The sequence below is a fragment of the Ruegeria sp. BB5 genome, assembly GCF_056539405.1.
On the sequence record NZ_JBQFUX010000001.1, the window covers coordinates 1560722 to 1574051 of the forward strand.

Genomic DNA, 13330 nt, shown 5'->3' on the forward strand with positions numbered 1-13330 from the left:
TTAGAAAATTATCCTTAAAAACCAGTACTACATTTGACCGCCCAGATCGGAGTATCGCACTTGTCCCTATTCCTCATCGCGGCCCTTCCCTTCCTCGGAGCTGTATTCCCAGCCCTTCTGATCCGGGCAGGACGAAACGCAGCAGCATCAGCCGCCGGGCTGACCACCTTTCTGGCGCTCATGGGGCTGTTGATTCACATTCCGTCGGTCATGCGCGGAGAGGTTGTCACGGCGCGGTTCGACTGGATACCGGCGCTGGGGCTGAACGCGAATTTCATGCTGGACGGTCTTGGGTTTCTGTTTGCCCTGCTGATCCTGGGGATCGGATTGCTGATCATCCTGTATGCGCGGTTTTACCTGTCACGCGAAGATCCAATGGGGCAGTTCTATACCTATCTGCTGCTGTTTCAGGGCGCGATGGTCGGGATCGTTCTCTCAGACAATATCCTTCTTTTGCTTATTTTCTGGGAGCTTACTTCGCTAAGCTCATTCTTGCTGATCGGGTATTGGAAACATCTGCCCGAGGGACGTCAGGGCGCGCGCATGGCGCTGGCCGTAACCGGCGGTGGCGGGTTGGCGATGATCGCGGGTATGCTGATTCTGGGCAATATCGTGGGCTCATATGACCTAAGCGTCATCCTGCAGAACAAAGAGCTGATCCAAGCCTCACCGTATTACATGCCCGCGCTGGTCCTGATCCTGCTGGGCTGTTTCACCAAGTCGGCGCAGTTCCCGTTCCATTTCTGGCTTCCGCATGCGATGGCCGCGCCGACGCCGGTTTCTGCCTATCTGCATTCAGCCACGATGGTGAAGGCCGGGTTGTTCCTTATGGCCCGGATGTGGCCGGTTTTGGCAGGGACGGATGCGTGGTTTTATATCGTGGCGACCACAGGTTTGGTGACCATGTTGATCGGGGCCTGCATTGCCTTGTTCAAAGACGATCTTAAGGCACTGCTGGCGTTTTCGACCGTGTCGCATCTGGGTTTGGTGACGATGCTGCTGGGCTTTGGCACCAAGATCGCAGCTGTGGCGGCGATATTCCACATTATCAATCACGCCACTTTCAAATGCGCTCTGTTCATGACCGCCGGGATCGTGGACCACGAAACCGGAACCCGAGACATCAAACGTCTGGGCGGGTTGCGTCAGTTGATGCCGATTACATTTACCATCGGAACGATTGCCGCGCTGTCCATGGCCGGTCTGCCTCCGCTGAATGGCTTCCTGTCCAAAGAAATGATGCTTGAGGAGACAGTCCACACCACCTGGCTGCACTCGCACTATCTGGTACCGGGTTTGGCGCTGCTGGCGGCACTGTTCTCGGCTGCCTATTCCTTCCGCTTTGTCGGACATGTCTTCCTTGGCCCGCAGCGCAACGATTATCCGCACCACCCGCATGATCCGCCTGTCGGTATGTGGCTGGCCCCGGCCTTCCTTGTGGTGCTGGTCGTGCTGATCGGTCTGAATTCGGCCGCGCTCGTTGGGCCTCTGGTCGCGGTAGTATCCAGCGCCGTAATCGGCGGAGAGAAGCTGCCCTACTACTCACTGAAGCTCTGGCATGGCTTTACGCCCGCGCTTTACATGTCGGCCGTAGCCACATTAGGCGGTCTGTTCCTGCTGGCGCTACACCGTCGTGGCGAACAGCTGTGGAACGCCCTGCCCCGCCCCGAAGCGAAGGTCATCTTCGAGGCTGTCATCGGCGCGTTTACCACACTCAGCCGTTGGATCACCGACACGCTGCACAACGGAGTGATCAGCCGCTATGCCATCATCCTTGTCGCGTTCACTGTCGGGCTTGGCTACTACGCCTATTCAACCGGCACGATAGGCCCCATAACGCGCGAGCCCCTGCCCATTCAGATCATTCCGTTCATCGGTTGGATTTGCTTGGTCGGCGCCACGCTGGCGATCATGTGGTTCCACCGCAACCGCCTGCTGTCGCTGGTGCTGATCGGCGTGGTTGGCCTGATCGTTTCGATGGCGTTCAACTACCTCTCGGCCCCGGATCTGGCGCTGACGCAGATCTCGGTCGAGGTGGTGACGATGATCCTGTTGCTGCTGTCGCTGAACTTCCTGCCCACGGATACACCGTGGGACAGCAGCGCGGCGCGACGCTGGCGGGATGCGGCGATCTCAGTGGTGGCCGGCCTTGGCACCGGCGCACTGATCTATGCGCTGATGCTGCGGGATTTTGCCTTTCCCACGATTTCCGAGTTCCACTTGGCCAACTCGTACAAAGGCGGTGGCGGTACCAACGTGGTCAACGTGATCCTGGTGGACTTCCGGGGCTTTGATACCTTTGGCGAGATCATCGTTCTAGGCATCGCCGCCCTGATCATCTTTGCCCTGACCGAGGCCGTTCTGGGCACCAACGTCCGCAGCTATCTGTTGAACCGCAAGCCGCACTGGCCGCAATCAGGGGATTCACATCCGCTGATGATGGTTGTGGCAACCCGCGTGATGATGCCGATTGCCCTGATGGTTGGGGCCTACATCTTTTTCCGCGGTCACAACCAGCCGGGGGGCGGGTTCATTGCCGGTCTGATCGTCGCGATTGCCTTCCTGATGCAATACATGGCCAGTGGCTACACATGGGCCATCGAACGACAGCGGTTCTACTATCACGGCACCATCGGCTGGGGTGTTCTGATCGCTGCCGCCACCGGGATCGGAGCATGGTTCAACGAACGCCCGTTCCTGACCAGCGACTTCGGCTATCTCCATTGGCCACCCCTGGAAGAGTTCGAATGGGCCACCGCCATCCTGTTTGACACCGGCGTGTTCCTGGCCGTGCTGGGTGCGGTGATGCTGGCGCTGGACAGCCTGTCGCGGTTCGCGTGGCAGCCGGGCATGGCGCAAGAGTTCCCGATGGATATCAACCCGCTACGGGACGACTCGAAAGACGAAGATAAGAAGGAGCAGGCCTGATGGAAGCGCTCGTAGCCTCAGCCGTAGGCATCATGACCGCCGCCGGGATTTTCCTGATCCTGCGCCGCCGCACATTCCCTGTCATTCTGGGGCTGTCGCTGATCACCTACGCGGTGAACGTGTTCCTGTTCGCCACCGGGCGGCTGGCGCTGGATGCGCCTGCGGTTCTGAACAAATACGAAGAGGTTCCTTATACCGACCCGTTGCCACAAGCGCTGGTGCTGACGGCCATCGTGATTTCCTTTGGTATGACGGCGGTGATCGTGATGATCGCGCTGTCCGCTTATCTGTCGTCGAAGGATGACCATATCGACATGACCGCACAAGACAGCGTCGACGGCGCGGGAGAAGACGCATGAACCACTGGATCGTAGCGCCGATCGTCCTGCCCGCGATCCTGGCCCCGTTCATCATCATGGTCCTGCGATATCACCTGGACCTGCAGCGCATCTTCTCGGTCGCCGGTGTAGTGGCGTTGCTGGGGATTGCCCTGACCATCACCGCGCAGGCCGCAGGTGGCGATATTCTGGTCTATGAGCTGGGCGATTGGCCTGCGCCCTTCGGCATCGTGCTGGTGCTAGACCGCCTGTCTGCGATGATGGTCTTGCTGACCGCCCTGCTCGCCTTGCCCATTGTGCTATACGCCATCGCGTCCGGGTGGGACGACAGGGGTAAACACTTTCACGCGCTGTTCCACTTTCAGCTTATGGGCGTCTGCGGTGCCTTCCTGACGGGCGATGCCTTCAACCTGTTCGTTTTCTTCGAGGTGCTGCTGATCGCTTCCTACGGCTTGATGACGCATGGGGGCGGGTCGGTCCGGCTGAAGGCCGGGGTGCAATATGTGGCCTATAACCTGTTGGGCTCGACCTTGTTCCTGTTTGCGCTCGGCACGCTTTATGCCGTGACCGGAACGCTTAACATGGCCGATCTGGCTGTTCGAGTCGCCGAAATTCCGCCCGAGGATACCGCCCTATTGCGGGTTGGAGCGGTTTTGTTGCTGTTGGTCTTTTGTATCAAGGCGGCCGTCTTGCCACTGCATTTCTGGTTGCCTGCCAGTTACGCCAATGCACCTTTGCCCGTCGCCGCACTGTTTGCGATCATGACCAAGGTGGGTGCCTATTCAATCCTGCGCGTCGATACGCTGGTCTTTGGGCCCGATGTGGCTGTAACGCAAGGATTGCTGGGCGACTGGCTGCAACCTGCCGCGCTTCTGACGCTGGCCGTGGGTGCCATTGGTATTCTGGGCTCGCAGCACATCGCACGGATGACGGCCTTTTGTGCCATCGCATCAATGGGCACATTGTTGATCGCAATTTCACTGTTTACCGAAACGGCCACAACTGCCGCGCTGTACTACATCTTTCATTCGACCCTTGCCACGGCGCTGATGTTCCTGGTGGCTGACCTAGTGATGGAACGCCGGGGCGGGGCCATCGCGCCAACGGCCCCGATGGCGCAAAGCGGGCTGGTCTCGGCCCTGTTCTTTGTTGGGGCAATCGCGATGGCGGGAATGCCCCCACTGTCGGGTTTCATCGGCAAGCTCCTAGTGCTGGATGCGGCGCGCGACGCACCGGATGCAAACGCAATCTGGGCCGTGATCCTGATCGGGTCGTTCGTCACGATCGTCGGGTTGGCGCGCGCAGGCACGCTGATCTTCTGGAAAAGCCATGACGCACAACACAACCCGGCGCCCGAGGTGGAAGATGACGAGGAAGCACCAGCCCTGCCCGCACCCGAACCAAACCCCGGACTGGCCTTCACCGCCATTTTTGGCATGGTCATGGGGCTTGTGATGCTGACCTTGTTCGCGGGCCCTGCCCTGACTTACGCTGGCAAAACAGCCGAACAGTTGTTCACACCCGAAAACTACATCTCAGCCGTTCTGGGGGGAGAGGAATAATGAGACTTCTGCATCGAATTTTCCCCCACCCGCATCTGACGATCCTGCTAACGCTGGTGTGGATGCTTCTGGCGAATTCGCCTTCGCTGAACTCTCTGGTGTTCGGGTTGCTGCTTGGGATTATCATTCCCTTCATTACTCAGCCCTACTGGCCCGACAGACCCAAACTGCGCAACTGGCCGATGATCATCGAGTATATGCTGGTGGTGCTGTGGGATATCGTGATGGCCAATATCACCGTGGCCCGTATCATCCTGTTCAAACGCGATGCCGACCGACAGCCCAACTGGGTCTGTATCCCACTTGAACTGCGCACCCCCGAAGCGATCACTGTATTGGCCGGAACCATCACCATGACCCCCGGAACGGTCAGTTGCGATCTGTCGGCGCAAGGCCACAACCTGCTGGTTCACTGCCTGGATGCGCCCAACGTGGATGAGGTGCGCGACCAGATCAAACAACGCTATGAGCGCCGTCTGAAGGAGATTTTCGAATGATCGAGATTGCGATCTGGTTTGCCTTCGCCTGTTTCGGGGCGGCCATCATGCTGTGCCTGTATCGGATCATCTCGGCCGAGGGTGTGGGCACACGTGTTCTGGCGCTGGACACGATGGTCATCAACACAATTGCGCTGATGATTCTTTACGGGTTGGCTCTGGGTACCGAGATCTTTTTCGAGGCCGCCATGATCATCGCCATGCTGGGTTTTGTCTCAACCGTAGCCTATGCGCGCTTTATGCTGCGCGGCAATATCATCGAGTGAGGGCGCCCAATGTTCATAATCGAGTTTCTAGTCGCCTTCTTTTTGATCGTATCCGGCATATTCGGTTTTGTCGGCTCGTATGGGATGATAAAGTTGAAGGACCCGATGTCGCGTCTTCATGCCCCAACCAAAGCAACGACGTTAGGTGTGGGTGGTGTGCTGCTGGCGTCGATCTTTCATTCGGCAGTAATCGAGCAGCATATTTCCCTGCACGAGCTGCTGATCACCCTTTTCCTGTTCCTGACTGCGCCGATCACGGCCCTGTTCATTGCCAAATGGCATATTCATCGCCATGAAAAGCCCGATGATCTGCCAGATGCGGGTGAGGATGAGCTTTGGGCCACTCACGCGGTTGAGCAGGTCGAAGACGTACCAGACCACACAAAGACCTGAATTCCATGCATCACCCTCCGCTGCCCCTGACCCGTGATCTGGTTCTGATAGGCGGCGGGCATACCCACGCGCTTGTACTGCGGAAATGGGGCATGAACCCTTTGCCCGGTGCGCGGGTGACGGTGATCAACCCCGGTGCCAATGCCCCCTATTCCGGTATGCTACCAGGCTTCGTCGCCGGACATTACCAGCGTTGGGAGCTGGACATTGATTTGGTGCGCCTTGCCCGATTTGCCGGTGCGCGCGTGATCCTGAGCCCGGTTGATGGTATCGACATCAACCGGCGTCAGATACACGTGCCTGGCCGACCACCCGTGGCCTTCGATGTGGCGTCGGTCAATGTGGGGATCACCTCGGAAATGCCGGCCCTGCCCGGATTTGCTGACCATGCAGTTCCCGCCAAGCCGCTGGGACCGTTTGCCTCCAGGTGGGCGGAGTATCTGGATGGCAGCGGCCCCGCCTCAGTCGCCGTGATCGGCGGTGGGGTCGCGGGGGTAGAACTGGTTATGGCCATGGCTCATGCCCTTCGAGCCAAAACCCGCACAGCGCAGGTGACACTGATCGACAATGCCCGGGCCTTGGCGGCGACGGGGACCAAGGCGGGCGCGACCATTCGTAAGGCGGTGGCCGATCTGGGGATTGAGCTGATCGAGCATGCCGCGATTTCACGCATCGAACAGGATCATGTTCTGCTAGAGGATGGCCGCAAGGTTCCCGCCGAATTTATAACCGGGGCTGCCGGTGCCCGCCCCTATGACTGGATCACCCAGACGGGCCTTGATCTGCATGACGGCTACATCCGCGTGGACGCCCATCTGCAATCCAGCGATCCGGCGATCTTTGCCGCCGGAGATTGCGCCCATCTTGCCGATAACCCTCGTCCCAAGGCCGGTGTCTATGCGGTCCGAGAGGCTCCGGTCCTGTTCAACAATCTGCGGGTCGCTCTGGGGGCCGGGAAGATGCGGCGATATCTGCCGCAGAAAGACTACCTAAAACTGATCTCTTTGGGTGGTAAATCGGCACTGGCCGAACGTCTTGGAACCTCGTTCAGCGGGCCAGTGATGTGGCGATGGAAGAACCATATCGACCAGAGCTTCATGAATAAATTCCGCAACCTACCCCAGATGGCACGCCCCCCCCTACCGCGCCACCATGCGGCGGGCATGCAAGAAGCCCTGGGGGAAAAACCCATGTGCGGCGGCTGTGGAGCCAAGGTTGGGCGCGGCGCGTTGCAAACAGTTCTGAGTGGCCTGCCAAAGCCGAACCGGGACGACATCACCCCCTTGCCCGGGGACGACGCCGCCCTGCTGACAACCGGCAGAGCGCGCCAAGTGATAACCTCGGACCACCTGCGCGGCTTCACGGATGACCCAGTGCTGATGACGCGCATCGCCGCTGTTCACGCACTGGGAGATATCTGGGCCATGGGGGCCAACCCACAGGCGGCGACGGCAACGATCATCCTGCCGCGTATGTCCCCGCAATTGCAGCACCGCACCTTGTCCGAGATCATGACGACGGCCACCGAGGTCATCCGCCACGCCGGGGCAGAAATCGTGGGCGGTCACAGCTCGCTCGGGGATGAGATGACCATCGGCTTCACTCTGACCGGACTGTGCGACAAAGACCCGATCACTTTGTCCGGGGCACGTCCTGGGGATGCATTGATCCTGACAAAACCCCTGGGCAGCGGGGTGTTGATGGCCGCTGAAATGGCGGGGCAAGCTGATGGCAGTTGGGTGGCCGATGCCTTGCGGCAAATGGTTCAGCCGCAAGGCGCGGCATCGCGCATTCTGGCCGGGGCACATGCGATGACGGATGTAACCGGATTTGGACTAGCCGGGCATCTGATGGGCATGTGCGAAGCCTCGGATTGTGGTGCAGTTTTGGATCTGGGCACGATCCCTCTGATGATTGGCGCGCTGGAATTGGCCGCTCAAGGTGTCCGGTCGACAATCTTCGAGGACAACCGCGCAATCGTTCCGGGCATTCCATTCTCGGACAAGGCCGACCTGCTGTTTGACCCGCAAACTGCTGGGGGATTACTGGCCGCCGTCGCATCCGATCAGGCGCACGAATTGTGCGAACAGCTAAGGCACGCGTGCTATCCGGCGGTCATCATCGGGCATCTGACTGACACTCCGGGTTTGCGGCTTTAGAGCTGACCCAGAATTTCTTCAACCCGAGCGGCTGCGGCGTTCAGGCCCGCATCGTCCAGCGCCGCCACGTCGATTTGCGCGATAATCTTGACGGCGCGTGTTTTGGAGGATTTGGCATAGGCCGGGTCATAATGCTGTTCCATCAACGCCCGCGTCAGCGCCCGTTTATCCCCCGCATCGATCAGCGCTAGCCATCCATCCACCACATCGTGTCCTCGATGGAACCGTAGCGGAGACAGGCGATCGCGCAAGCGCTCGGTATCCGAGAGGATATCGTCGTAAGCCTTGACCAGATACGCGGTACGCGCCTTAAGGGAAGCGGACACCTGAATCCGCGGAGCCGTCCGCAACGCAGTCCACAAGCTTGGCGGCAGGATCAGCGACCCGATCTTGGAGGATTCAGCCTCTACAACCACCGAGCGCGCTGGGTCCAAGCCGCACAATGCGGCGGATAGAGCGGACTCGAAGGCTTTCTGGCTGGGCTGCCCGCCCGGCATTTCACCTAGCAAAGATCCCCGGTGGTTGGCTATGTCTTCGAGGTCCAGAACCTGAACGCCGCGCGCCTTCAAATGCAGCAGCAGGTCAGTCTTGGCTGTGCCCGTATATCCATCGAGGGCCACCAACCGGTGCGGCAATGGATCGTCATAGAGGTAGCGATTCACCAATCGGCGATAGGCTCGGTATCCGCCATCGACCACTTCGGCCCGCCAGCCGATCTGTTGTAACATCCATGTGAATGACCCCGACCTCTGACCCCCACGCCAGCAATAGACCAAAGGTTTCCAGCCGCCCTCGTGGTGCGACAGGCTGTGTTCGATGTGATTTGCCGCGTTCCGAAACACCAGCGCTGCGCCAAGCTTGCGGGCCAGAAACGGACTTTCCTGCACATAGATCGTACCCACCTGCGCGCGTTCTTCATTGTTAAGCACCGGCAGGTTGATGGCGCCGGGTAGGTGATCTTCGGCAAATTCAGCAGGGCTGCGCACGTCGATCACAGTGTCAAAATCATGCGCATAAAGGCCGGGCAGATCAGTAAATTTCAGAGCCATGCCAACGGTCTATCCTGCGAACCTTGAAATGAAAAGCCGCCCAGTCACGCCGGGACAGGTTCAATCAGGTCCGGCCCGTTGGCCCGGTTCGAATTCACTGCTGGATCAACGCGGTAGAACTCCAAGACTCCCTCGGCCCCGGGTTGCATCAAACGTGCCGCGCCTTTCCCCGCCTGCCCTAACCACAAAGGCCAATCGTCAGGCTCAAGGATCAGTGGCATCCGATGATGAATGGCGCTGAGGTGGCGATTTGCCGGTGTTGTTACGATGGCGCAAGTGCCCTGCTGCGTACCCTCATTGCCCCAATCCTGCCAGACCCCGGCAAATGCAATCGGTGCGCTATCTTTGCGGTGGATGTACCATGGCAGACGTGTTCCCTGTTCAGTTTTGGTCCATTCATAGAACCCCGTTGCCACGATCAGGCAGCGTCGTTCGCGGCAGGCGGCGCGAAATGCAGGCTTTTCGGCCAGAGTTTCGGCACGCGCATTGATCAGCAAAGGACCGGCGGTTTCAGTCTTGTACCAATGCGGCAGGAACCCCCAGCGCAGCGAATCCAACTGGCGTCCGCCTTCGCCAACGCGCACCACATGCACTTGATTTGTCGGGCAAACATTGAAGTTCGGCACAGCAGGCAACGTGTTTGCAGGCCGTGCTGAAAACAGCTGCGCCATTGCGTCATTTGGAAGGGTTATTGCAAACCGTCCGCACATGGGTAAAGAACCATCAATAATCGTTTCATACAGGCACAGGGTGTCACGGGGTCACATGCAAAATCAAACAGCGAATACCCTCAAAGGCAAGGCGGTGGCTGCTTTGGAAGCAGGCAAGCTGCAACAGGCGCTGAAGAAGGCACAGTTGGGCGTTAAGAAATTCCCCAAGGATTCTGATTTCCACGCCATCTCGGGCTTTGTGCTGACCGAAATGAAGCAATACAAGAAATCTATTCCGCATTTCGTCGAAGCGTCACGAATAAAGCCAGACGACCCTCAATTCGTGGAGAACCTGGCAAATGCGCTTATGCAGACCGGACAGATCCCCAGGGCGCTGGAATATACTGAACAAAAGCTGGAACAGTTCCCAAACAACAAAGAACTGAACCGCGTCCTGGATGAGATTCACCTAAAAGGCAGCAACTGGCGCCTGGTCATTGAACATGCGAGCAAGAAGCTGCAAGCCGAACCCGACGATGTGAACCTTCTGGGCAAACGGGCCCGTGCCTATTCGAAAATTGGATTTGTCGAGGACCACTCGCGCGATGTTTCTCGCGCCTTTGAGTTGGAACCGGAAAACATAAAGATTGCTTTCGCAAAGGCCGTGAACTTGCACCAAAGCGGTGACAAAAACGGGTCAAAGGAAATCTTGCAGCGTATTCTGGAAACAGATCCCGAAAACATGAGCGCTTTGCTGCAGTTGTCCCTTGTAACCTCCAAGGATGACGGCCCGAAACTGATGGAGGCGGTCGAGACCGCAATCGCCAACAAGGACGAAGACTATCAAGAGTTGGAGTTCGCCAAGGCACACCTGATCTCGGTAATTGACGATCTAAATGCCGCCATGCCTCAATTTGTGCGAGCCAACAAGGTACAACACGATAGCAACCCGTACGACGCCGCTGAGGAAGAGAAAAAGCTGAACCAGATCACCGGTCTGTTCCCCATTGGAACCGATTTACGGGCAGCCGGACTAAGCGATGGGCCGGTTCCGATCTTCGTTCTGGGTCAGCCCCGTTCGGGCACCACGTTGATGGAGATGATGCTAAGTTCGGCGCCCGATATCGCCGGGTGTGGTGAGTTGACGTTGGCGTCCGACCTGTCGCATGAATTCCAATTGGGCAATCAGCGTTTTGACGCTGAAAAAGCCACTGAATTTGCGCAGCAATTCCGCGAACTGATGCCACCGATTCCTGACGGATCGGTCGCGTTCGTTGACAAAATGCCACACAACTATCAGCTTGTTGGTTTCTTGTTGGCGGCCTTTCCCAATGCAAAGATCATCAACATGCTACGTGACCCCCGTGATGTGGGGTTGTCGAAATGGATCCGGCGGTTCCCGGCTGGTGGGATGCGTTATGCGTCGAACCTGACAGCCATTGCTCATTCGGCGAATATGTACCGCCGCTATATGGCACATTGGGATACCGTGTTCGGTGATCGCATACTGACCGTTCCTTATGAAAAATTAGTGGCCGATCCGAAAACCTACAGCCAACAGGTTGCTGCGTTCTGCGATATCGAATGGAACGAAACCATGATGCATCCCGAGAAAAACACCAAGCAGGTCAGAACGGCCAGTATCGATCAGGTCCGCAATAAGATCTCGACCAAATCCATTGGTGGATGGCAGAGCGTGTCCGAACATCTACGCCCCATGCTTGACGGGTTCGATCCCGCGCTCTGGCCCGAATACGATTTGGGCTGAGTGCGCCCGAAACACGAAAGGCCGCATCAGGGATGCGGCCTTTTTCTTTGCTATGTCGCAGAGTTACTTCTGCTTGATACGGCCGTCCAGATAAGGCTGATAGGGCGCATTTTCAGCCAAGTACTCAGCCGTGACATCTGCCAGGTCCGGACCAAAGTCATAGGCATTCTTGTCGTCGCCTTCGAACATGTTGTACCCGTCGCCGCCGTTGCGGACATAATTGTTGGTCACAACCAGATATGTCGCTGCCGGGTCAATTGGCGCAAAACCATCACCCTCGGCAACCATGACCTCGGACACGCGCCCTTCGTTCGGGGCAACCATTGGATCCCAGATGAATGTCAGACCCGCAACCTGCGGAAAGCGGCCCTTTACATCTTCGACCTGGCTTACGCCGTTCTCCAGCGCATCGATCACCCCCTGACCACTGATCTCGAAGGTAGACAGGGTATTCTGGAATGGTAGCACCGTCAGCACCTCGCCCATGGTTACTTCGCCCGGGTCGATTGAGGCCCGCAGCCCGCCTGAGTTGGCAATCGCAATCTGCACGCCTTGATCGGCAACACGTGCCAACATGGCGTCAGCGACCAGGTTGCCCATCTCACATTCCTGAACACGACAGACAGAACGGTCCCCCTCGATGGCGTCCGCTGCATTCGCCACTACCTTATTGCGGATTTCGTCCAGCGGTACGGCCAGTTCGGCGATACGGTCCAACGCGGACTGATCCTCGGTCACGGTATTGTCCATGATCAATGGCTCGCCAACCGCCTCAAGCACGTTGCCGTCATCGTCGAAGGTTACGTTCAACTCACCCAGAAACTTACCATAAGCATAGGCCTGGACGATCTGGACACCGTTGACCACGGTCGGGTACGGACCCGCTGCCTTGTCGGACACGTTCGACAGGTAAGTGTTCGAATGACCGCCGACAATTACGTCCACCCCGCTGGTTTCCTGCGCTACGCGTTGATCAACACCATAGCCAGAATGGCTGAGAACGATGATTTTATTAACGCCTTCGCCGGTCAACTTGTCCACTTCGGCCTGCACTGCGGGGGCCGGATCAGAAAAGCTGATATTTGGACCAGGAGAGGCAAGATCATGCGTGTCTTCCGGTGTCAGGCCAATCAGGCCGATCTTTTCCCCGCTCACTTCGATGACAGTCGATTTCTTGATCTTGTCGATCAGCAACTCTTCGTCGGCAATATCCGCGTTTGACATCAAAACCGGAAAATCCACCGCATCAATAAAACCGCGCAGCACTTCGGGGCCGTCGTCAAATTCGTGGTTGCCCACGGTCATCGCGTCATAGCCCAGCTTGTTCATAAACTCAGCCGCGACCTTGCCCTTGTAGTAAGTGTAGAACAGAGAGCCCTGGAACTGATCGCCGCCATCCACGAGGATCGAGTTCTCGGCCCGCGCCCGCGCGTCATTCACCGCAGTAACCAGCCGGGCAGAGCCACCGAAACACTTGCCTTCGACCTGATCTTCCTCGTCACAGGCGCTGTCATATTTGTTGATCGGCTCAAAACGCGCGTGGAAATCGTTTGTATGCAGAATCGTCAATTTATAATCGGCTGCGGCCATACCTGCGGTCAGGCCCAGAACTGCAGCAGACGCCAAAAAGCGGGTGAACATCTTCATACTCCTTGTTTTTTGTTTGGCGTGATGGTGCGCTCGCCAACAAGAAGAGTCAAAGGGGGAAATCCGTCTTGAT

11 protein-coding genes are annotated in these 13330 nt (G+C 57.9%); 8 read left to right on the top strand and 3 right to left on the bottom strand.

The window, feature by feature from the left end; translation table 11 throughout:
- Positions 1-60 precede the first annotated feature (60 nt).
- Genes ACR0DL_RS07785 through selD form a run of 7 tightly spaced genes read left to right on the top strand, consistent with a single transcriptional unit; the run spans position 61 to position 8143 of the window.
- On the top strand, positions 61-2928 hold the full coding sequence (locus ACR0DL_RS07785; protein WP_480688405.1) for a monovalent cation/H+ antiporter subunit A: 2868 nt from the start codon (positions 61-63) through the stop codon (positions 2926-2928).
- The gene (locus tag ACR0DL_RS07790; RefSeq protein WP_170349272.1) at positions 2928-3287 is read left to right on the top strand and encodes a Na+/H+ antiporter subunit C; all 360 of its coding nucleotides are present in this window, start codon (positions 2928-2930) and stop codon (positions 3285-3287) included. The genes ACR0DL_RS07785 and ACR0DL_RS07790 overlap by 1 nt, the downstream gene beginning before the upstream one ends.
- Positions 3284-4828: a monovalent cation/H+ antiporter subunit D gene (locus ACR0DL_RS07795; protein WP_170349273.1), complete on the top strand. Its 1545-nt coding sequence runs from the start codon at positions 3284-3286 to the stop codon at positions 4826-4828. The genes ACR0DL_RS07790 and ACR0DL_RS07795 overlap by 4 nt, the downstream gene beginning before the upstream one ends.
- Positions 4828-5325: a Na+/H+ antiporter subunit E gene (locus ACR0DL_RS07800; RefSeq protein WP_170349274.1), complete on the top strand. Its 498-nt coding sequence runs from the start codon at positions 4828-4830 to the stop codon at positions 5323-5325. The genes ACR0DL_RS07795 and ACR0DL_RS07800 overlap by 1 nt, the downstream gene beginning before the upstream one ends.
- Positions 5322-5591 carry a K+/H+ antiporter subunit F gene (locus tag ACR0DL_RS07805; protein WP_058282485.1) on the top strand — a complete coding sequence of 90 codons (270 nt, stop codon included), beginning with the start codon at positions 5322-5324 and terminating at the stop codon, positions 5589-5591. Before ACR0DL_RS07800 ends, ACR0DL_RS07805 begins: the two co-directional genes overlap by 4 nt.
- 9 nt (positions 5592-5600) lie before the next feature.
- Positions 5601-5984 (top strand): Na+/H+ antiporter subunit G, encoded by a 384-nt coding sequence (locus tag ACR0DL_RS07810; protein ID WP_170349275.1) that lies wholly within the window; start codon positions 5601-5603, stop codon positions 5982-5984.
- A 5-nt stretch (positions 5985-5989) separates the two neighbouring features.
- The gene (gene selD / locus ACR0DL_RS07815) at positions 5990-8143 is read left to right on the top strand and encodes a selenide, water dikinase SelD (protein WP_480688406.1); all 2154 of its coding nucleotides are present in this window, start codon (positions 5990-5992) and stop codon (positions 8141-8143) included.
- Here selD and mnmH read toward each other — a convergent pair.
- Both mnmH and ACR0DL_RS07825 read right to left on the bottom strand, forming a co-directional pair.
- Positions 8140-9192 carry a tRNA 2-selenouridine(34) synthase MnmH gene (gene mnmH / locus ACR0DL_RS07820; RefSeq protein WP_480688408.1) on the bottom strand — a complete coding sequence of 351 codons (1053 nt, stop codon included), beginning with the start codon at positions 9190-9192 and terminating at the stop codon, positions 8140-8142. The two genes, selD and mnmH, sit on opposite strands and share 4 nt — an antisense overlap.
- Before the next feature lie 44 nt (positions 9193-9236).
- A complete protein-coding gene (locus ACR0DL_RS07825; RefSeq protein WP_480688410.1) occupies positions 9237-9902 on the bottom strand; it encodes an SOS response-associated peptidase in 666 nt (221 codons plus the stop codon).
- A 55-nt stretch (positions 9903-9957) separates the two neighbouring features.
- On the opposite strand from ACR0DL_RS07825, the gene ACR0DL_RS07830 reads away from it, so the two are divergent.
- Complete coding sequence (locus tag ACR0DL_RS07830; RefSeq protein ID WP_170359249.1) at positions 9958-11610, top strand: tetratricopeptide repeat-containing sulfotransferase family protein; 1653 nt, start codon at positions 9958-9960, stop codon at positions 11608-11610.
- A gap of 63 nt (positions 11611-11673) precedes the next feature.
- Here the strand turns inward: ACR0DL_RS07830 and ACR0DL_RS07835 are convergent, their stop codons facing one another.
- Positions 11674-13251 (bottom strand): bifunctional metallophosphatase/5'-nucleotidase, encoded by a 1578-nt coding sequence (locus ACR0DL_RS07835; RefSeq protein ID WP_480688412.1) that lies wholly within the window; start codon positions 13249-13251, stop codon positions 11674-11676.
- Between the last annotated feature and the right edge of the window lie 79 nt (positions 13252-13330).